Origin of the sequence: Arthrobacter sp. V1I7, assembly GCF_030817015.1 — a bacterium.
In the GTDB taxonomy this organism is placed as follows: Bacteria; Actinomycetota; Actinomycetes; order Actinomycetales; family Micrococcaceae; genus Arthrobacter.
Genome location: NZ_JAUSYS010000001.1, coordinates 4,689,717 through 4,708,698 on the forward strand (window position 1 = coordinate 4,689,717; position 18,982 = coordinate 4,708,698).

Genomic DNA, 18,982 nt, shown 5'->3' on the forward strand with positions numbered 1-18,982 from the left:
TACCATACCCATGGTGTGTGTTGCACTCCCGTCAGACAAGAACGACAGAAAAGAGAACCACCTACGTGGCAACCGATTACGACGAAGTACGCTCCGATGTCAAGGAGTCCCAGGACAGTTCCCTGGAAGCGCTGCAATCCGCGAATGCACCTGATGCCCGCAGCGTGGTCCGGGAACTGGATGAATCCGATGCGCTGGACGACACGATGGTTCCGGGCGGAGAGTTCGTTGCCGAGGAACTGGTCGTCCAGGTCATCCCGCAGGCCGAAGACGAGTTCACCTGCTATTCCTGTTTCCTGGTCCGGCACCGCTCCCAGATCGCCCGCGAAAAGAACGGCCACAAGTACTGCGTCGAATGTGAAGGCTAGGTCGCTGCAGGGCGGCCATGATGCCGTAACGGCCGCCACAGGTACAGGCCCCGAAGCGGGAGCGTGAATCCGTCCCGAAAACCCGCCACTGGACGGATCGGCGACGGCGGCGGCCACCAGGACCTTCCGGCTTGGGACGGCCGCCAGAGTCCAGTGGCCCTTGAACACCCCGGCCCGGAAGCCTAACGTTGAAGAACGGAAGGAAGGGTGATCGCCGTGGAAATCTTCATGTGGTGGCTGGATCTGGATCTGGCGAGCAAGGAGTGGCTGCGGGAAAACCTGCGCGCCGACGAACTTCCCCTGCCCGTGCTGCAGGGGATTGCCGAGGCCGGCGGTCCCCGCCCAAATGATGCCTCCGGAGTCCTGACGGCCGCGGACTGGGACTTTATCGAGACCCAGTCCGAATTCGTGGACTGACCGCCCAACGGGTCAAATCAGGACCTTAAAACCATTGCGGCCTCCCGGCCGGGGTGGTTGCATGGGGGGCATGGCTACCGCAGAGAGTTATGTCCTGGCGATCGGCACTAAAAAAGGACTCTGGCTGGCAAGCAGCCCTGACCGCAAGGACTGGTCCCTTTCGGGCCCGCATTTCCTGATGAGCGAGGTCCCCAGCATCGCCATCGACACACGCGACGGCAGGACCCGGATCCTGGCCGGTGTCAGATCCGAGCACTGGGGCCCCACAGTCTTCCACTCTGATGACCTGGGTGCCACCTGGAACGAGCCCGAGCAGGGTGCCATCCGCTTTCCGGAGGGTACTGATGCCGCGCTCGAACGCGTCTGGCAGATCCATCCGGATGCCGACTCCCGTCCCGGAGTGGTCTGGGCCGGCTGCGAACCGATCTCCATCTGGAAGTCCACCGACGGCGGCGAACACTTCGAGCTGAACCGCGGACTCTGGGACCACCCGCACCGCACCGACTGGGGAGCCGGGTACGGCGGCGCCGCGGCGCACTCGATCGTCCTCGACCCCACGGGCGAGAAGGTCCATGTCGCCATGAGCACCGGCGGCGTCTACCGCTCGCTCGACGGCGGCACGTCCTGGGAGCCCCGCAACAAGGGGATTTCGGCGTACTTCATGCCGGATCCGAACCCGGAATTTGGCCAGTGCGTCCACAAGATTGCCGCCGACGCCGCCGTTGAGGGCCGCCTCTATGCCCAGAACCACCACGGCGTGTACCGCAGCGACGATGACGCCGAGCATTGGGAATCGATTGCGGAAGGGCTGCCGGCGGACTTCGGCTTCGTGATGCTGACCCATCCCCGCCGGGCCGGCACGGCCTGGGTGGTCCCGCTGAAGGCTGACAGCGAAAGGATCCCGCCGGAGGGCAGACTTGCGGTCCACCGGACCGATGACGCCGGCGCGAGCTGGAAACGGCTCGACGCCGGACTTCCGGAGGCCGAGTTCAACGCCGTGCTGCGGGACGCCGCAGGCGTCGATGCGGCGGAGCCGGCCGGCGTATATTTCGGAACCCGCGGCGGCAGCGTCTACGCCAGCGCCGATGAGGGCGAACACTTCACCGAGGTGGCCTCGCACCTGCCGGACGTGCTGTGCGTGCGGGCCGCTGCCGTGTCCCGTGGAGGGGTGCCCGGCGCCGTGCCGCCGGACTTCACCCTGAACGCGTGAGCATCCGATGGCTGAGATCAGCGTCCTGCTCCCCAGTGTGCTCCAGCCGCTCGCCGGCGGGCAGTCCATCCTGACTGCGCCCGCCGACGGGGCGGTAACGGTAGCGGGGGTGCTGGACACGGTGACCGGGGGCTACCCGGCCCTGTCCAGGCGACTGCGGGATGAAACCGGGAAGGTCCGCCGCTACGTGAATATCTACGTCAACGGCAACGAGATCCGCCGGCTGCAGGGTCTGGCCACCGAGGTCTCACCCGGCCAGGAACTGCTGATCATCCAGTCCGTCGCGGGAGGCTAGCGGCCTCAAGCGACCCGCCAGAGGCTGCACTCGTCCGTGTTGATGGCCTTACGGGTGCCTGACACGCGGTCAAGAATCCAGACGACGCCGATTCCCGGCGCAGTTTCCTGGACGCGGCCGCGGCGGATCACCACGTCGTCGTAGCTCGGGCCGACCCTCAGGCGGGCTTCGATCTCGTCGCCGCGATGCAGCTGATCCACGGCACGGATACGGGTCACATGGGCGTTGGCTTCCTTCATCATGGCGGGGCCTCCCGGACTGGAGCTGGTGCCTGCTATTGCCGACACCTCCAGTGTCCTGCGCCAGTGTTGCCGCTGCATTTCGACCCGGTAAGCGGTGGGTAAGGATTAGGCGGCCGGTCCGTTACCACCCTCACGGGATATGGCGGTCCTCCGGCCGCCGGATTCGGAACCAGCGGTAGCCGTAGCGGTCCAGCTGCAGTTCAAAGCCGCCGTCGTCCGCGAGCGGGACATCCTGTCCGTCCAGCAGGTCGCGCAGCACGGCGCCGGCGAAGCCCGGCTCCGGGCCCGCCGTCGACGTGGCGTTTGCGGTCACCGACACCGGCCCCGCCCTGAAGTTGTGGGCCAGGATGAGGGTTGATCCGGCCCAGCTGCAGCGGTGCAGCAGGACCTCCGCGGCCCGATGCGTGATCAGCTCGAACTCGCCCCAGCCCAGCTCGGGACTTTCCCGGTAGCGTTGGATGAGCGTGGCGATGAAGTTCCAGAGCGACTCCGGGTCCCGCTTCGCGGCGGCGGCGTTGATGTTCTTCGGCCCGAAGCAGCCTTCCACTATGGGAGCCACCAGGTCCTTTGCCGGGGCGGTGGAGAAGCCGCCGTTCTCGGCGTCGTCCCACTGCATCGGGGAGCGGACGGCGGAACGGCCCTTGGCCCGCAGGTCCTCGCCCATCCCGATCTCCTCGCCGTAGAACAGCACCGGTGTGCCCGGCAGCGAGAACATCAGCGAATAGACCATCCGGATCCGCGCGGGGTCCCCCTTGAGCATGGTGGGCAGCCGGCGCCGCAGGCCGCGGCCGTACATCTGCATGTCCTCGTCCGGTCCGAAGGCGGCAAAGACCTCCTGGCGCTCGGCGTCGCTGAGCTTGTCCAACGTCAGTTCGTCATGGTTCCGGACGAACATCGCCCACTGGTTGTCCGCATGGATCTTCGGGCGGCTGCCGAGGCTCTTCGCCAGCGGCCGGGCGTCCTCCCGCGCCAGCGAGAGGTACATGGCCTGCATGGAGAGGAAGTCGAACTGCATGTTCAGCTCGTTTCCCTCGGACCCGCCGAAGTACTTCAGCTGCTCCTTGTAGGGCAGATTGACCTCGCCAAGCAGGACGGCGCTGCCGCTGCGGCGGTTCAGGAAGCTGCGCAGGGCGCCCAGGTACTCGTGCGGGTCGGTCCTGGCCGCTTCGTCTTCGGGCTCGCCGCGCAGTTCCAGGAAGAACGGGACGGCGTCGAGGCGGAACCCGTCCAGGCCGAGCTGCAGCCAGAATCCCATGGACTTGGCGATCTCGTCCCGGACCTTGGGGTTCGCCACGTTCAGGTCCGGCTGGTGCTTGGCGAACATGTGCAGGTACCACTCGCCGGTGGCCTTGTCCTGGGTCCAGATGGAAGTCTCCTCGCCGGGGAACACCACCTGGTCGGAGGTGTCCGGGGGAGTGTCCTTCCGCCAGACGTAGTAGTCCCGGTACGGGTTGTCCACGGACTTCCGGGACTGGACAAACCAGGGGTGCTTGTCGGAAGTGTGGTTGATGACAAAATCCGCGATCACCCGCAGGCCGCGGTCCTTGGCGGTCCGGATGAACTCCACCACGTCGCCGAGGGTGCCGAGCCGGTGATCGACGCCATACATGTCGGTGATGTCGTAGCCGTCGTCCCGGTCCGGAGAGGGGTAGAACGGCATGAGCCAGATGCAGGTCACGCCCAGCGCGGCCAGGTAGTCCACGCGCTGGATCAGGCCGCCGAAGTCCCCGGTGCCGTCGCCGTCGTCGTCGAAGAAGGTTTCCGGGTCCACGCAGTAGATCACCGCATTCTTCCACCACAGGTCGGAGGTCTTGGCAATTCTCACAGCAGTACCTCCCGGACCCGGACCGGGCTGCCGGTTCCGCGCAGCTGCGGGAGCACGTGCTCGGCAAAGGCGTCGATAAACGGTTCCTGCTCCTGGCCGACGAAATGAAGGTAGAGCTCCTCGAAGCCGAGCTCGAGGTAGCCGGCGAGCCACTCGGCGTGCTGCCCGGTGTCGGCGGAGATGTTGACGGCGGTCCGCACCTGCTTCTCGCCCACCTCGGCGCTGACGTTGTCGAAGTGGGCCGCGGTGGGGAGGTCCCACGGAATCGGTGGGGCAAAGACGTTGCTGCGCCATTGGTCGAGGGCGATCGCGACGGCGTCCTCCTCCACGGGCGCCCAGGAAAGGTGGACCTGCAGGGCGGCTTTGCCCCGGCCGCCGGCATCGCGGTAGGCGGCGAGCATGTCCTTGAGCTTCGCGGGTGGCTGGTTCACCGTGACCAGCCCGTCCGCCCAGGCGGCCGAGCGCTGGGCGGTCTCCACGCTGACGGCCGGCGCGATCAGGGGCGGCTTGATTTCCGGAATGTCCCAGAGCCGGGCCTGCTGGACTTTGAGCAGGCCGCTGCGGGTGACCTCCCGACCGTCGTGCAGTTCGCGGATGATCTGCACGGCCTCCTCCAGGCGCCGCTGCCGGGTTTCCTTGTCCGGCCAGATCTCGCCGGTGACGTGCTCGTTCAGGTACTCACCGCTGCCGGTCGCCATCCAGAAGCGGCCCGGGAACATGTCCGCGAGTGTGGCCGCGGCGTGGGCGATGATCGCCGGGTGGTACCGCTGGCCCGGGGCCGTCACGACGCCGAAGCGCAGCCTGGTGGTGGCCAGGGCGGCTCCGAGCCAGGACCAGGCGAAGCCGGAGTGGCCCTGCCGGGCGGACCAGGGCTCGATGTGGTCCGAGCACATCGCGGCGTCGAAGCCCGCCTGCTCCGCCAGCTGGACGTCCTTGAGGAGCTGGCCGGGACTGATTTGCTCGTGCGATGCGTGGAAGCCGAGGGTCGCCATCGTTAATGTCTACCGTCGCGGCGGGCAGGTGTCGAGGAATACCTGCCGGCGGGGCTGGCGGCAGGCGGGACGCCGGGCAAGAATGGGCCCTATGCGACTGCCCCTGATGCCTCCGATCGCGCCGATGCTGGCCAAAGCCGTAGGTTCCCTCCCGGGGACCTCCGGAAATGCCGGGGACCCCGGGCCGGGATGGAGCTATGAGCCCAAATGGGACGGCTTCCGGTCCATCATCTTCCGTGACGGCGAGGAGGTGGAGATCGGCAGCCGCAACGGCAAGCCGCTGACCCGGTACTTCCCCGAGTTGGTCGAGGCGCTGAAGGCGAACCTGCCGCCGCGCTGCGTGGTCGACGGCGAGATCATCCTCGTGGGCGCTTCCGGGGACAGGCTCGACTTCGACGCGCTCCAGCAACGCATCCATCCGGCCGCGAGCAGGGTCCGGCTGCTGGCCGAGGAGATCCCGGCGAGCTTTGTCGCGTTTGATCTGCTCGCGCTCGACGACGACGACCTCACCGGACGCCCCCTGACGGATCGGCGCGCTGCCCTGGAGCGGGCCCTCGCCGGCAGTTCCGCGCCTATCCATCTGACGGCCGCGACCGATGACCGGGAGACCGCCGGCCAGTGGTTCACCCGGTTCGAAGGGGCCGGGCTGGACGGGATCGTGGCCAAAGCCCTGGACGGTACGTACCAGCCGGACAAACGCGTGATGTTCAAGATCAAGCACGAGCGCACCGCGGATTGCGTCCTCGCCGGCTACCGGGTGCACACCTCCGGCCCGGACCGGGTCGGTTCCCTTCTGCTGGGCCTGTACGACGACGACGGCGTCCTCGCCAACGTCGGAGTGGTCGGTGCCTTTCCGATGCAGCGCCGCAAGGAACTCTTCGAGGAGCTCCAGCCGCTTGTGACCGACGCCGCGGACCACCCGTGGGCGCCGATCAGGCAGGCGGACGGTACCCGGACCCCGCGCAACGCCGAGGGCAGCCGGTGGAGCGGGGGCAAGGACCTGTCCTTCACGCCGCTCCGTCCGGAACGCGTCGTCGAAGTGAAGTACGACCACATGGAAGGCGCGCGGTTCCGCCACACCGCGCAGTTCGTCCGCTGGCGCGAGGACCGGGACCCGAGCTCGTGCACCTACGAACAGCTCGAGGAGCCCGTCTCCTATGACCTGTCCGAAGTGCTGGAAACCGGCAGCGGGTAACGGGCGGTCCAATGCCGACGGCGGCCCGACCCGGGAAAACGACGACGGCGGCCCGCCCCCGGGAAGGGGTGGACCGCCGTCGGGCCGGTCGGTGAAGCCTTAGCGCAGGCCGAGCTCCTTGGTGGGAACTTTGAACGTTTCCTTGGCGGTCAGGGCCGAGACGGCCGAGATGGCGCAGATGATGGCGGTGAAGATGCTGATCTGGACCCAGCCGCCGGGCTTGATGCCGCCCATGGCCGCGACGATCGCCGGGGCGAAGCCTGCCATCAGGAAGCCGAGCTGGGTGCCGATCGCCAGGCCGGAGAAGCGGACCTTGGTGCTGAACATTTCGGCGTAGAAGGAAGGCCAGACGGCGTTGGAGGCCGCGTAGCCGAAGGAGAAGAAGCCGATCGCGGCGAGGAACATCAGCGGGACGCTGCCGGATTCGAGGCTCAGCAGGAAGACCGGTGTCAGGATGGCACTGGCCAGCACGCCGTAGATGAAGACCGGCTTGCGACCGATCCGGTCGGCGAGCATGCCGAAGAGCGGCTGGGTGCCGAGGGCCACCAGGTTGGCGCCGACGACGAGCCAGAGGGTGGTGGTGCCGTCCACGCCGGCGACGTTCTTGGCGTAGCTGATGGCCAGGGTGCCGAACACCGTGGAGACGGCGGCGATGAAGGCGCAGGCGACGACGCGGAGGACATCGCGCCAGTGGTGCTTGAGCAGATCGGCGACGGGGAGCTTGGAGATCTGGGCATTCTTCTGGGCTTCCTCGAACGCCGGCGGCTCGTGCAGGGTGCGGCGGATGAAGAACGCAACAAGCACGACGACGGCGCTGAGCCAGAACGGGATGCGCCAGCCGATGCCGTACTTGATCTCGTCCGGCAGGGCCAGAACCGGGATGAAGACCAGGGCCGCCAGGATCTGGCCGCCTTGGGTGCCGGTGAGCGTCCAGGAGGTGAAGAAGGAGCGGCGGTTGTCCGGGGCATGCTCCAGGGTCATGGAGGAGGCACCCGCCTGCTCGCCGGCGGCGGAGAGGCCCTGGCAGAGACGCGCCAGCACGAGCAGGGCCGGTGCCCACCAGCCGATGGTGTTGAAGTCGGGCAGGCAGCCGATCAGGAAGGTGGAGGCGCCCATCAGCAGCAGCGTGAACATGAGGACCTTGCGTCGTCCCACCCGGTCGCCGAAGTGGCCCAGGATGACGGCGCCGACCGGCCGGGCGACGTAGGCGAAGCCGAAGGTCGCGAACGACATGATCGCCGCGTTGGTGCCGGCGTCGGGGAAGAAGACCGTGGGGAAGATCAGCGCGGCGGCGGAGCCGAAGATAAAGAAGTCGTAGTACTCGACGGCGCTGCCCAGGAAGCTGGCGAGGGCTGCCTTTTTCGGGGTCCCAGCCGGTGCATCAGTGCCCGGCGTCGTGGACGGGAGTGTCTGGCTCATGGTGTTCCTTTGTGTGACGACAGTGTCGCGGATGGATCAGGAAGGCCTCAGTCGCCGATGGCTTTAAGTGTGCGGCAACCGGAAGTTCGTGGAAAGACCCGGACTAGTAGCCACATGGTGGGAGCTACTTGTGCGATGTAGCAATCATGACTGTGAGCACAGTCACCTGTCAACAAAAATAATCACCATCTAGAAACAGCTCTCACGATGTGAGAGCATAGGACCATGAGTGTGAACCAAGACACAGAAGTGGCCGATCCCTCCACCGCCCCGCAGGCCCCCGCCGGCAAAGCCGCCAAGACGCCCCGGGATGACTCCCGGACGGACATGGTCGGCAAGGCGCTGGGCCTGCTGGTCCTGCTCGGTGACGAGCCGCGCGGCGCCAGTGCCGCCGAGCTCTCCCGCCGGGCGGAGCTGCCCTTCAGCACCACCTACCGGCTGCTGGGATCCCTGACCCGCGACGGTTTTGTTGACTACGAGCCGGACGGCCGCCGCTACCACCTCGGCCTGCGCGTCTTCCAGCTCGGCCAGCGGGTGTCCAACCACCACGGCTTCGCCGGCACGGCCCTGCCCATACTGCGGCGCGTCACGGAGGAGTCGGGGGAGGCCACCATTCTGTCGGTGCGCGACGGGATGCACCACCTCACCGTCAACAAGGTCGACGGTCCCCAAACCTTTCGCGTCACGAGCGATCCGGGCCACCTCGGAGCCCTGCACACCACCTCGGTTGGAAAGGCTCTCGTGGCCTTTGCCGATGACGCCACCCGCGCCGAGCTCGTGGAGGGCCTGGAGCTGGAGCCGCTGACGGAGTTCTCGATCACGGACCGCGAGGCCTTCCGGGCCGAGATCGACCTCGTCCGGCGCCGCGGCTACGCCACCATGGACGAGGAAAACGAGCTCGGCATGCGTGCCGTCGCGGTCCCGGTCTTCAACTTGCAGGGCCAGGCCTTCGCCTCGCTGGCCACGGCGGTCCCCGTGTTCCGGATGAGCCTGGAAGCCCTCGTGGCCCTGGTGCCGCTGCTGCAATCCGCTGCGGCGGAGCTGTCCGCGCGGCTTCCCCAGCAGTGAGACCGGACGGAAGCCTGCGTGAGATGTTCGCTAGTAGAACAAAGGTGCGTGATGTGAACAACTGCGGTACTGTAATCCCTATCACCCGACCAGCCGGATACGCCCCGGGCGCCTCCGCCGGCCGAGTGTCGTTGTCAAAGGAGCTATACGGATGAGCAATCGAGCTGAGTCCTTCCTCGTAGGACTGGTGGGTGATGGCGTGATGCCATCGCTCACTCCCTATATGCACGAACGCGAAGGCGATGTGCAGGGCCTCCGGTACCTCTACCGCCCCATCGACCTCCTTGAGCTGGAGCTCCCGGGCGAAGCCGTGGGCGAGCTCCTGAGCGGCGCACGGCGGCTCGGCTACAACGGGCTGAACATCACCCACCCGTGCAAGCAGCTGGTCCTGGAACACCTGGACGAGATCTCGCCCGACGCCCGGCGGCTTGGCGCGGTGAACACGGTGACCATCCGGGACGGCCGCTTCATCGGCCACAACACCGACTTTTCCGGATTCGCCGCGGCACTGGCCTCCGGCCTTCCCGGCGCGAAGCTGGGCCGGGTGGTCCAGCTGGGCGCCGGCGGTGCCGGTTCCGCCGTCGCCTACGCCCTGCTGACCGCTGGAGTCCGCGAACTCGTGCTGGTGGACACCGACGCCGGACGCTGCGCGGCCCGCGCCGCGGAACTCGCCGGGTTCTTTCCGGACCAGTCCGTCACTGCCCGGACGACGGCGGAACTGCCGCGGCTGATGCCGCAGGCCGACGGCCTGGTGCACTGCACTCCGGTGGGCATGGCCGCCCATCCGGGCGTTCCGCTGGACATGTCCCTCCTGGAGCCCCGGCACTGGGTCGCGGACATCGTCTACCGCCCGATCGAGACCGAACTGGTCCGCGGGGCGCGGGCGAAGGGCTGCGAGGTGCTTGACGGCGGACGGATGGCCGTCGGCCAGGCCGCCGACGCCTTCCGGATCTTCACCGGCCTCGAACCCGATGCCGACCGCATGCGGGCCCACTTCCTTGAACTCGTCGCCGCTGAAGAGGTGGCCGCCTGATGCGCACCGGAATCGCCACCGTCTGCCTCTCCGGCACGCTCCGTGAGAAAATGCAGGCCTGCGCCGCGGCCGGCTTCGACGGGATCGAGATCTTCGAGCAGGACCTCGTCACGTCTCCATTGAGCCCGGAAGAGGTCCGGAAAATGGCCGCGGACCTGGGCCTGAGCCTGGACCTCTACCAGCCGTTCCGCGACTTCGACAGCGTCCCGGAGGAACTCCTCGTGGCCAACCTGCGCCGCGCCGGGGCCAAGTTCCGCCTGATGTCCCGCCTCGGCATGGACACCGTCCTGGTCTGCTCCAATGTGGCCACCGCGAGCATCGATGACGACGCACTCCGCGCGGAGCAGCTCTCCCGGCTGGCCGGGCTCGCCGCGGACCACGGCGTCAAGGTCGCCTATGAGGCGCTGGCCTGGGGCAAGTATGTCAGTGACTATGAGCATGCCCACCGGCTGGTGCAAGCGGTGGACCACCCCAATCTGGGAACCTGCCTGGATTCCTTCCACATCCTCTCCCGCGACTGGGACCCCGCGCCGATCGAGGGTTTCAACCCGGACAAGATCTTTTTCATCCAGGTGGCCGATGCGCCGAAGCTCTCCATGGACGTGCTGTCCTGGAGCCGGCACTACCGCGTGTTTCCGGGCGAGGGGCAGTTCGAACTCGCCAAGTTCCTGGGACACGCAGTCCGGGCCGGCTACACCGGACCGGTATCCCTCGAGGTCTTCAACGATGTCTTCCGCCAGGCCGACGTCGAACGCACCGCCGTGGACGCGATGCGGTCGCTGATCTGGCTGGAAGAACAAACCGCCCAGTGGCTCGGCGCCAATCCTGCCACCGGGGGCCCGGACGGCAAGGTTGCCGGCGGCGACCCGACCACCCGCCGTCGGTATCCGATGGAACTGGCCACGCTCCCGCAGGTGGCCGAACCCGCAGGCTTCAACTTCGCAGAGGTCCGGACCGCGGACACCCCCGCTCTGGAAACCCTGCTCGGCCAGCTCGGCTTCGCGTCCAACGGACGGCACCGGACCAAGAACGTGCAACTGTGGACCATGGGCCACGCCCGCGTCATCATCAACGAAGAATCTGCCGGTGCCGGAAGCGCCGGAAGCGCCGGGACCGCCATCGCGGCGCTCGGCTTCGACGTCGCTTCCCCGGTGATCGCCGCTGCCCGCGCCCAGCAGCTCAAGGCTCCGGCCGTGCCGCGCAAGAGCCAGGCCAATGAGGAGATTTTCCAGGGCTTCGCCGCTCCTGACTCTACCGAGATCTTTCTCTGCCAGGGCAGTCCGGACGGCACCGCAGCGTGGACCCGGGAGTTCGGTGAGGCACTGGAAGCCCCCGCCACGGGCCGGCCCGGGGACCGGGGCGCCGTGATTGACCACGTCAACCTCGCGCAGCCGTGGCAGCATTTCGACGAAGCCGTGCTTTTCTACACCAGTGCCCTCGCGCTGGAACCTCAGCCCTACGCGGAAGTCGCCAGCCCCACCGGGCTGGTCCGCTCCCAGGTGATGCTGACCCGGGACCGGGGCGTCCGCCTGGTGCTGAACCTGGCCCCGCTGATCCAGCAGGAGGGGACCACGCCGAGCGCGGCAGGGACTGCCGGCAGCGGCCAGCGCCGGAGCTACCAGGAACACATCGCCTTCGCGGTGGATGACCTCATCGCCACCGCCCGCGCCGCCCGGGCCCGGGGTCTGGAGTTCCTGCAGATTCCGGAAAACTACTACGAGGACCTCGACGCGCGGTTCGGCCTGGAGCCCGATTTCCTGGCGACGCTCCGGGAGCTCAACCTGCTCTACGACCGCGATGCCGACGGCGAGTTCCTGCATTTCTACACCGCCACCGTGGGAAGCGTGTTCTTTGAAATGGTGGAACGCCGCGGCGCCTATGACGGCTACGGCGCCCCCAACGCCCCGGTGCGGCACGCTGTCCAGTACGACCACCTGCACCAGCTGAAGCTAACCCCCTAAGCCACACGCCCTGAGCCAAGCACCTTGGCCGAACCGACCAGTACCGATACCCAATGAAAGGAGGCTGCCGTGCCTGAAGAGATCAACGTTGAGGTCTACAACGCGGACCCGCTCACCGAGGACGCGTCCAATCAAGCCACCGGGGCCACACCGGGCACGCAGGCCAGTGCTGTCCCTGCCGGGGACGCTGCCGCGGAGTCGCAGGCGGACCTGAGCGCCGAGATGAAGGCCCTCGGCGAGGCCTACGCGCAGGCCGTCAGGAACGGCGCCCCGGCCGAGGTCCAGCCCCGGCTGGACTACGCGCCCTACCGCAGCAGCATCCTCCGCCACCCGACGAAGAACCTGCACCACGCGGATCCGGAGACCATCGAGCTGTACTCGCCGGCGTTCGGGCACATGGATGTGCACGCACTGGAATCGGACCTCACCATCGCGCACAACGGGGAACCCCTGGGTGAGCGCATCGTCGTCTCCGGCCGGGTGCTCGACGGCGACGGCCGGCCCGTGGCCGGGCAGCTCGTCGAGATCTGGCAGGCCAACTCCTCCGGCCGCTACATCCACAAGCGGGACCAGCACCCGGCCCCGATCGACCCCAACTTCACCGGCGTCGGCCGCTGCATCACGGGTGCGGACGGCTCCTACAGCTTCACCACCATCAAGCCCGGCGCCTACCCCTGGAAGAACCACCTCAACGCCTGGCGCCCGGCCCACATCCACTTCTCCCTGTTCGGCCAGGAATTCACCCAGCGGATTATCACCCAGATGTACTTCCCCGGGGACCAGCTCTTCCCGCTGGACCCGATCTACCAGTCGATCGTGGACCAGGACGCCCGGGACCGGCTCGTGGCCACGTACAACCACGAGCAGACCAAACCCGAGTGGGCGCTGGCGTACAACTGGAACATCGTCCTGACCGGGTCGAAGCGGACCTGGACCGAGAACGAGGCATTTGGCGCAGCAGGTGACGAGAATGAATAGGCCCATCATGACTACCCCCGCCAAGCTCACCCCCACCCCCGGCCAGACCGTCGGGCCGTTCTACGGTTACGCGCTGCCCTACGCGAAGGACCGCGAGCTGCTGGCCCCAGGCGCGCCGGGCTCCATCCGGCTGCAGGGTACCGTCTACGACGGCGCCGGCCATCCGATCCCGGACGCCATCCTGGAAATCTGGCAGCCGGACGCGGACGGCCGGATCCCGCAGCGCACCGGTTCGCTCGTCCGGGACGGCTACACTTTCACCGGCTTCGGCCGCAGCGCGGTGGGCAACACCGGCGCCTTCACCTTCACGACGGTGAACCCGGGCGCCACGGAGGAGGGCGCGGCGCCGTTCATCGCCGTTGCCGTCTTCGCCCGCGGCCTGATGAACCGGCTCTTCACCCGGATCTACCTGCCGGAAAACGAGGAGGCGCTGGCCGCGGATCCGCTGCTGTCCTCCCTCGAGCCGGAACGCCGACAGACCCTGATCGCCCGCCGGGACGCCGACGGCGGCCTCACCTGGGACCTCAGGCTCCAGGGCGAGGACGAGACTGTCTTCCTCGACTTCGAGGGCACCTCCAGATGACCTCACTTGGAACCAGCGGCGACGCCGGCCTGCACGGTGATTTTGGCCTGCTGAGCCCCGTGTCGGCGTCGCCCTTCGTGGCGGCACTGACCGGGGACCGGGCGGTGCTCGCTGCCATCCTCCGGGTCGAGGCCGCCTGGGCCGCGGTCCTGGACGAGGCGGGCCTCGCCCCGGCCGGCTCCGCGGCGATCGTCGCGGCAGCGGCAGACGCAGGCCGCTATGACCTCGCGGACATCGCCGTGCGCGCCCAGGGCGGCGCCAACCCGGTGATCCCGCTGCTGGCGGACCTCCGCGCGCAGGTCAAGGCCCTGGACACGGCCGGCATCGGTGCCGGCGGCGCCGTCCACACCTCGCTGACCAGCCAGGACGTGCTCGACTCGGCCCTCATGCTGCTGGCCCGGGACGCCGTCCGCGGGCTGCTCGGCGAACTCACCGCTGCGGGCGCATCACTGTCCGGCCTCGCGGAAGAGCACGCGGACACGCTGTGCGTGGGCCGCAGCCTGACGCAGCACTCACTGCCGTTCAGCTTCGGACTCAAGGCGGCGCAGTGGTTCGCCGGGCTCGCGGCGGCCGCGCGCCGGCTGGAGGCCCTCGACCTTCCGGTGCAGACCGGGGGAGCTGCCGGCACCTTGGCCGCCGGCACCGCGCTGACCGCCGGCACCTCAGTCACGCCCTTTGACCTTTCGGACAGGCTGGCCGCCGGACTGGGCCTCGCCCCCGTCCCTGCGCCGTGGCATACGAACCGGCTCGCCGTCACCGCACTGGGCGATGCCCTGGCCGCCGTGACCGGCGCCGCCGGAAAGATCGCCGCCGACGTGCTGTTCCTGAGCCGGCCCGAGGTCGCCGAGCTTGCCGAGCCGCGCGCCGCCGGCCGGGGAGGATCCTCGGCCATGCCGCAGAAACAGAACCCGGTGCTCTCGGTGCTCATCCGCAGCGCCGCCCTGCAGGCCCCCGGGCAGGCAGCCCAGCTTCACCTGGCCGCCGCCAACTTCAACGACGAACGCCCCGACGGTGCCTGGCACAGCGAATGGCCGGCCCTCCGCCAGCTGCTCCGGCTCGCCCTGGGCGCCGCCGGGCAGCTCCGCGAACTCACCGAAGGGCTCCTGGTCTTCCCGGACGCCATGCGCCGCAACCTGGACCTTTCCGGGCCGTTGCTGCTCAGCGAAGCCGTCACGGCCGCCGTCGCGCCACTTCTCGGGGCGGACGAATCCGGCCAGAACGGCAAACAGCGGCTGCAGGCCGTGGTGGACCAGACGCTGCAGGCCCCCGCCCGGGAGCAGGCGGCCACGTACCGGCGGCTGCTGCGCGCGGCCGTCCCGGCGGAGCAGCTTTCCGACGCCCGGCTGGAGGAGCTGCTGGACCCGGCGAACTACCTCGGCCAGGCCGCCGAAATCTCCCGCCGCATCCTCGCGGCCTATCCCGAGTACGCCCGCACTGCGGCCGATACCCCCGACGCCGCACCGACCCCCGACCTGAACGGAGCCTCCCGTGGCTAGACCAACAGTCAAGGCAGTACTGCTGTCGCCCCCGCGCCCCCTCGGGGACAAGCCGCTCCTGGTAGTGGGCCCGTCACTGGGGACCTCCACGTTCCTGTGGACCCAGGCCGGAGGGCTGCTGGGGGACGACGTCGACGTCGTCGCCTGGGACCTGCCCGGGCACGGCATCTCGCCGGCCGCCGCGGAGCCATTCAGTGTTGCCGAGCTGGCCGACGCCGTCGTCGAGCTGGTCGATTCGATCGCGCCCGGTGCGCGCTTCCACTACGCCGGCGTGTCCCTCGGCGGGGCCACCGGACTGCAGCTGGGTATCAAGCACGGCGAACGGCTCAAGAGCCTGTCCGTGCAGTGCTCCGGGGCGAAGCTCGGCACTCCGGAGGGCTGGCGGGAACGCGCCGAGACCGTGCGCAGCCAGGGCACCCCGGTGATGCTCCAGGGTTCGGCGCAGCGCTGGTTCGGCCCGGGCTTTCTGGAACGCGAGCCCGAGCGCAGCAGCCGCCTGCTGCATGCCCTGCGCGACGCCGACCGCTTCAGCTACGCCTTCTGCTGCGAAGCGCTGGCCGGCTTCGACGTCCGGGCCGAACTCGGCAGCATCCGGGTCCCCACCCAGGCCGTGGCGGGCGCCGAGGACAGTGTGGCACCGCCGTCGTTCGCCGAGGAGATCGCGGCGGGCATCACCGCCGGCGGGGGCACCGCGAGTGCCGTCACCCTCGGAAGCGTGGCGCACCTGGCTCCGTTCGAGGCACCCGCCCACGTTGCCGGGCTGCTGCGGAGCCTCATCACCTGGACCGAATCCGGCGGAGCCGAAAAGTGACCGGCCCGGAACGGAACGGCGCCGTCCAGCCCGATGCGACCAGCAAGGAAATCTATGACGGCGGCATGGTGGTCCGCCGCGAGGTGCTCGGCGCCGCGCACGTGGACCGCGCGAACGCCCAGAAGGACGCGTTCACCGAGGACTTCCAGGACATGATCACCCGGATCGCCTGGGGCGGGATCTGGACCCGGCCCGGCCTGACCCGGCAGATGCGCTCCGCCGTCACCATCACCGCCATGGTGGCCCACGGGCACTGGGAAGAACTGGCGATGCATATCCGCGCCGCCGTCACCAACGGCCTGAGCAGGGATGAGATCAAGGAAATCCTGCTGCAGACGGCCATCTACTGCGGGGTCCCCTCCGCCAACACCGCCTTCAAGACCGCCCAGCAGGTGTTCCATCACATGGACAACGCCGCATCGGACTCTTCAGAAAAGGACAGCACGCCATGAACCAGGCCTACCTCTACGACGCCGTGAGGACCCCGTTCGGCAAATTCGGCGGCGGCCTCGCGGGCGTCCGTCCGGATGATCTCGCCGCGCATGTGATCGGTGAGATCGTGAAGCGCGCGCCGAAGCTCGATGTCGAGCGGATCGACGAGGTGGTGTTCGGCAACGCCAACGGAGCCGGCGAGGAAAACCGCAACGTCGCCCGGATGGGCACGCTGCTGGCGGGCCTGCCGGTCTCCATCCCCGGCACCACCGTCAACCGGCTCTGCGGCTCCTCCCTGGACGCCGCAATCATCGCCTCCCGCCAGATCAACACCGGCGACGCGGAGCTGATGCTGATCGGCGGCGCCGAATCCATGTCCCGGGCGCCCTGGGTGTTGCCCAAGACCGAGAAGCCCTACCCGGCCGGTGACCTGACGCTGGCCTCCACCACGCTGGGGTGGCGGCTGGTCAACAAGGCCATGCCTGCGGAGTGGACCATCTCCCTTGGCGAAGCCACCGAACGGCTCCGCGAAAAATACGGTGTGACCCGCGAGGCGCAGGACGAGTTCTCCGCCAACTCACACAACCTGGCCGCCGCGGCCTGGGACGAGGGTTTCTACGACAACCTCGTCACCGTGGTCCCCGGCACGGACCTGGTCCGGGACGAGGGCATCCGCGCCGGTTCCTCAGCCGAGAAACTCGCCGGTCTCAAGACCGTCTTCCGCGCCGAGAACGGCACCGTCACCGCCGGCAACGCCTCCCCGCTCTCCGACGGCGCCTCCGCCGCCTGGCTCGGATCCGAGAACGCCGCCGGGCTGCTCGGCATGGAACCGGTGGCCCGGATCGCCGGCCGGGGCGCGCACGCCAACGATCCGCAGTTCTTCGGCTACGCCCCGGTGGAGGCTGCCAACAAGGCCCTCGCCAAGGCGGGCATCGGCTGGGACCAGGTGGGCGCCGTCGAGCTTAACGAGGCATTCGCCGCGCAGTCGCTGGCGTGCATCAACGCCTGGGGCATCGACCCGTCCATCGTGAACCGGCATGGCGGCGCCATCGCCATGGGCCACCCGCTCGGCGCTTCCGGCACCCGGATCCTGGGCACCCTGGCCCGGTCCCTGCAGGCCTCGGGTGCGCGCTGGGGCGTCGCCGCGATCTGCATCGGCGTCGGCCAGGGCCTCGCCGTGGTCCTCGAAAACGTCTCCGCTTCCGCCGTAGCGTCGGCAACAACAGGCACAGTAAAGGGCTAGGACATGCTGAACTTTGTAGAGAGCGTCGGCGCGGCCGTCGCCGGCATCAGGGACGGCTCCACCGTGATGATCGGCGGATTCGGCAACGCCGGCCAGCCGTTCGAACTCATTGACGCGCTGATGGACTGCGGCGCGACGGACCTGACCGTGGTGAACAACAACGCCGGCCAGGGCGACCAGGGCCTGGCGCTGCTGATCAAGGAAGGCCGCGTGAAGAAGATGATCTGCTCCTTCCCGCGGCAGTCCGACTCCTGGCACTTCGACAGCAGGTTCCGCGCCGGCGAGATCGAGCTCGAACTCGTCCCGCAGGGCAACCTGGCGGAGCGGATCCGCGCCGCCGGCGCCGGGATCGGCGGGTTCTTCACCCCCACCGGGTACGGGACCACCCTGGCGGAGGGCAAGGAGACCCGCATCATCAACGGCCGCGGCCAGGTGTTCGAGACGCCCATCCACGCCGACGTCGCCCTGATCAAAGCGCTCAAGGCGGACGGCAAGGGCAACCTCGTCTACCGCAAGACCGCCCGGAACTTCGGCCCCATCATGGCCGCCGCGGCCAAGCACACAATCGTGCAGGTGTCCGAGATCGTTCCCACCGGGGGACTGGACCCCGAGAACATCGTGACCCCCGGAATCTACGTCAACAGCATTGTGAAGGTGGCTTGAGATGAGCGTGCAGCCCAGTAAGCAGACGGAGCTTCCGAGCCCGATCCAGAGCAGCAACAAGCCGCTGGGCCGCGACGACCTCGCCCGAATCGTGGCCCGGGACATCAACCCCGGCTCGTTCGTGAACCTGGGGATCGGCCAGCCCACCCTCGTTTCCAATTACCTCGAGCCGGAGCAGAACATCACGCTCCATACCGAAAACGGCATGCTCGGCATGGGCCCGGAGGCCGCCGGGGACCAGATCGACGGCGACCTCATCAACGCCGGCAAGATCCCGGTGACGGAACTGCCCGGGGCGTCCTACTTCCACCACGCCGATTCCTTCGCAATCATGCGCGGCGGACACCTGGACATCTGCGTCCTCGGCGCCTTCCAGGTCTCCGCGACCGGCGACCTCGCCAACTGGCACACCGGCGCGCCGGATGCCGTTCCGGCCGTCGGCGGCGCCATGGACCTCGCCACCGGGGCCAAGGACGTCTTCGTGATGATGACGCTGCTGACCCGCGAGGGCGTGTCCAAGCTCGTCGAAACCTGCACCTACCCGCTGACCGGGATCGGCTGCGTGACCCGCGTGTACACGGACAAGGCGGTGTTCCTCACCGGCCCGGACGGCGTCGAGGTCCGCGAAACGTTCGGCTGCACCCTGGCGGAACTGCAGGCGATGGTGCCGGTGCCGCTCAAGGCCGCGGCCGCCGCCGGAAGCTGAATGCATGGGCGTCCCGCGGATAAAGTGTTGCGAGACCATGAGGGG

The 18,982-nt window shown here is 68.4% G+C and carries 20 protein-coding genes; 16 read left to right on the forward strand and 4 right to left on the reverse strand.

What is annotated here, in order from left to right; genetic code table 11:
- Positions 1-65: 65 nt before the first annotated feature.
- The 4 genes from QFZ69_RS21635 (at position 66) to QFZ69_RS21650 (ending at position 2,290) form a co-directional block, all read left to right on the forward strand.
- A complete protein-coding gene (locus QFZ69_RS21635; RefSeq protein ID WP_306914413.1) occupies positions 66-368 on the forward strand; it encodes a DUF4193 domain-containing protein in 303 nt (100 codons plus the stop codon).
- 216 nt (positions 369-584) lie between these two features.
- Positions 585-785, forward strand: a complete 201-nt coding sequence (locus QFZ69_RS21640; RefSeq protein WP_306919537.1) for a hypothetical protein — start codon at positions 585-587, stop codon at positions 783-785.
- A 61-nt stretch (positions 786-846) separates the two neighbouring features.
- On the forward strand, positions 847-1,995 hold the full coding sequence (locus tag QFZ69_RS21645; RefSeq protein WP_306914414.1) for an exo-alpha-sialidase: 1,149 nt from the start codon (positions 847-849) through the stop codon (positions 1,993-1,995).
- A gap of 7 nt (positions 1,996-2,002) precedes the next feature.
- Positions 2,003-2,290 (forward strand): MoaD/ThiS family protein, encoded by a 288-nt coding sequence (locus QFZ69_RS21650; RefSeq protein ID WP_306914416.1) that lies wholly within the window; start codon positions 2,003-2,005, stop codon positions 2,288-2,290.
- Between the two features lie 5 nt (positions 2,291-2,295).
- Here the strand turns inward: QFZ69_RS21650 and QFZ69_RS21655 are convergent, their stop codons facing one another.
- The 3 genes from QFZ69_RS21655 to QFZ69_RS21665 all read right to left on the reverse strand — a co-directional run bounded on the left by QFZ69_RS21655 (position 2,296) and on the right by QFZ69_RS21665 (position 5,349).
- A complete protein-coding gene (locus QFZ69_RS21655; protein WP_306919538.1) occupies positions 2,296-2,532 on the reverse strand; it encodes a hypothetical protein in 237 nt (78 codons plus the stop codon).
- 130 nt (positions 2,533-2,662) lie between these two features.
- Entirely contained in the window at positions 2,663-4,357 is a 1,695-nt protein-coding gene (locus QFZ69_RS21660) for an alpha-amylase family protein (protein WP_306914418.1), read from the reverse strand.
- Positions 4,354-5,349 (reverse strand): TIGR03885 family FMN-dependent LLM class oxidoreductase, encoded by a 996-nt coding sequence (locus tag QFZ69_RS21665; protein ID WP_306914420.1) that lies wholly within the window; start codon positions 5,347-5,349, stop codon positions 4,354-4,356. The genes QFZ69_RS21660 and QFZ69_RS21665 overlap by 4 nt, the downstream gene beginning before the upstream one ends.
- Before the next feature lie 91 nt (positions 5,350-5,440).
- Here QFZ69_RS21665 and QFZ69_RS21670 point away from each other — a divergent pair, with 91 nt between their 5' ends.
- Entirely contained in the window at positions 5,441-6,544 is a 1,104-nt protein-coding gene (locus tag QFZ69_RS21670; RefSeq protein ID WP_306914422.1) for an ATP-dependent DNA ligase, read from the forward strand.
- 99 nt (positions 6,545-6,643) lie between these two features.
- On the opposite strand, the gene QFZ69_RS21675 is transcribed toward QFZ69_RS21670, so the two are convergent.
- Positions 6,644-7,963 carry an MFS transporter gene (locus QFZ69_RS21675; protein ID WP_306914424.1) on the reverse strand — a complete coding sequence of 440 codons (1,320 nt, stop codon included), beginning with the start codon at positions 7,961-7,963 and terminating at the stop codon, positions 6,644-6,646.
- A gap of 225 nt (positions 7,964-8,188) precedes the next feature.
- Here QFZ69_RS21675 and QFZ69_RS21680 point away from each other — a divergent pair, with 225 nt between their 5' ends.
- The 11 genes from QFZ69_RS21680 to QFZ69_RS21730 all read left to right on the forward strand — a co-directional run bounded on the left by QFZ69_RS21680 (position 8,189) and on the right by QFZ69_RS21730 (position 18,937).
- Entirely contained in the window at positions 8,189-9,031 is an 843-nt protein-coding gene (locus QFZ69_RS21680; RefSeq protein ID WP_306914426.1) for an IclR family transcriptional regulator, read from the forward strand.
- A 151-nt stretch (positions 9,032-9,182) separates the two neighbouring features.
- Positions 9,183-10,064 (forward strand): shikimate dehydrogenase, encoded by an 882-nt coding sequence (locus QFZ69_RS21685; protein WP_306914428.1) that lies wholly within the window; start codon positions 9,183-9,185, stop codon positions 10,062-10,064.
- On the forward strand, positions 10,064-12,025 hold the full coding sequence (locus tag QFZ69_RS21690) for a sugar phosphate isomerase/epimerase and 4-hydroxyphenylpyruvate domain-containing protein (RefSeq protein WP_306914430.1): 1,962 nt from the start codon (positions 10,064-10,066) through the stop codon (positions 12,023-12,025). Before QFZ69_RS21685 ends, QFZ69_RS21690 begins: the two co-directional genes overlap by 1 nt.
- A gap of 69 nt (positions 12,026-12,094) precedes the next feature.
- Entirely contained in the window at positions 12,095-13,003 is a 909-nt protein-coding gene (gene pcaH, locus QFZ69_RS21695) for a protocatechuate 3,4-dioxygenase subunit beta (protein ID WP_306914432.1), read from the forward strand.
- Positions 13,004-13,010: 7 nt separating this feature from the next.
- Positions 13,011-13,586: a protocatechuate 3,4-dioxygenase subunit alpha gene (gene pcaG, locus QFZ69_RS21700; protein ID WP_306914434.1), complete on the forward strand. Its 576-nt coding sequence runs from the start codon at positions 13,011-13,013 to the stop codon at positions 13,584-13,586.
- Positions 13,583-15,082, forward strand: a complete 1,500-nt coding sequence (locus tag QFZ69_RS21705; protein WP_306914436.1) for a lyase family protein — start codon at positions 13,583-13,585, stop codon at positions 15,080-15,082. The genes pcaG and QFZ69_RS21705 overlap by 4 nt, the downstream gene beginning before the upstream one ends.
- Entirely contained in the window at positions 15,075-15,893 is an 819-nt protein-coding gene (locus QFZ69_RS21710) for an alpha/beta fold hydrolase (protein WP_306914438.1), read from the forward strand. Before QFZ69_RS21705 ends, QFZ69_RS21710 begins: the two co-directional genes overlap by 8 nt.
- Complete coding sequence (gene pcaC, locus QFZ69_RS21715) at positions 15,890-16,345, forward strand: 4-carboxymuconolactone decarboxylase (RefSeq protein ID WP_306914440.1); 456 nt, start codon at positions 15,890-15,892, stop codon at positions 16,343-16,345. The genes QFZ69_RS21710 and pcaC overlap by 4 nt, the downstream gene beginning before the upstream one ends.
- Complete coding sequence (locus QFZ69_RS21720; protein WP_306914443.1) at positions 16,342-17,568, forward strand: thiolase family protein; 1,227 nt, start codon at positions 16,342-16,344, stop codon at positions 17,566-17,568. Before pcaC ends, QFZ69_RS21720 begins: the two co-directional genes overlap by 4 nt.
- A gap of 3 nt (positions 17,569-17,571) precedes the next feature.
- Entirely contained in the window at positions 17,572-18,231 is a 660-nt protein-coding gene (locus QFZ69_RS21725; RefSeq protein ID WP_306914445.1) for a 3-oxoacid CoA-transferase subunit A, read from the forward strand.
- A 1-nt stretch (position 18,232) separates the two neighbouring features.
- Entirely contained in the window at positions 18,233-18,937 is a 705-nt protein-coding gene (locus tag QFZ69_RS21730; protein WP_306914446.1) for a 3-oxoacid CoA-transferase subunit B, read from the forward strand.
- Positions 18,938-18,982: the final 45 nt, after the last annotated feature.

Excerpts from the sequence above, each read along its gene's own strand:
- QFZ69_RS21645 (WP_306914414.1), top strand. The coding sequence starts at position 847 with ATGGGGGGCATGGCTACCGCAGAGAGTTATGTCCTGGCGATCGGCACT.
- QFZ69_RS21650 (WP_306914416.1), top strand. The coding sequence starts at position 2,003 with ATGGCTGAGATCAGCGTCCTGCTCCCCAGTGTGCTCCAGCCGCTCGCC.
- QFZ69_RS21655 (WP_306919538.1), bottom strand. The coding sequence starts at position 2,532 with ATGATGAAGGAAGCCAACGCCCATGTGACCCGTATCCGTGCCGTGGAT.
- QFZ69_RS21665 (WP_306914420.1), bottom strand. The coding sequence starts at position 5,349 with ATGGCGACCCTCGGCTTCCACGCATCGCACGAGCAAATCAGTCCCGGC.
- QFZ69_RS21670 (WP_306914422.1), top strand. The coding sequence starts at position 5,441 with ATGCGACTGCCCCTGATGCCTCCGATCGCGCCGATGCTGGCCAAAGCC.
- QFZ69_RS21675 (WP_306914424.1), bottom strand. The coding sequence starts at position 7,963 with ATGAGCCAGACACTCCCGTCCACGACGCCGGGCACTGATGCACCGGCT.
- QFZ69_RS21680 (WP_306914426.1), top strand. The coding sequence starts at position 8,189 with ATGAGTGTGAACCAAGACACAGAAGTGGCCGATCCCTCCACCGCCCCG.
- QFZ69_RS21685 (WP_306914428.1), top strand. The coding sequence starts at position 9,183 with ATGAGCAATCGAGCTGAGTCCTTCCTCGTAGGACTGGTGGGTGATGGC.
- QFZ69_RS21690 (WP_306914430.1), top strand. The coding sequence starts at position 10,064 with ATGCGCACCGGAATCGCCACCGTCTGCCTCTCCGGCACGCTCCGTGAG.
- pcaG (WP_306914434.1), top strand. The coding sequence starts at position 13,011 with ATGACTACCCCCGCCAAGCTCACCCCCACCCCCGGCCAGACCGTCGGG.
- QFZ69_RS21705 (WP_306914436.1), top strand. The coding sequence starts at position 13,583 with ATGACCTCACTTGGAACCAGCGGCGACGCCGGCCTGCACGGTGATTTT.
- QFZ69_RS21720 (WP_306914443.1), top strand. The coding sequence starts at position 16,342 with ATGAACCAGGCCTACCTCTACGACGCCGTGAGGACCCCGTTCGGCAAA.
- QFZ69_RS21725 (WP_306914445.1), top strand. The coding sequence starts at position 17,572 with ATGCTGAACTTTGTAGAGAGCGTCGGCGCGGCCGTCGCCGGCATCAGG.
- QFZ69_RS21730 (WP_306914446.1), top strand. The coding sequence starts at position 18,233 with ATGAGCGTGCAGCCCAGTAAGCAGACGGAGCTTCCGAGCCCGATCCAG.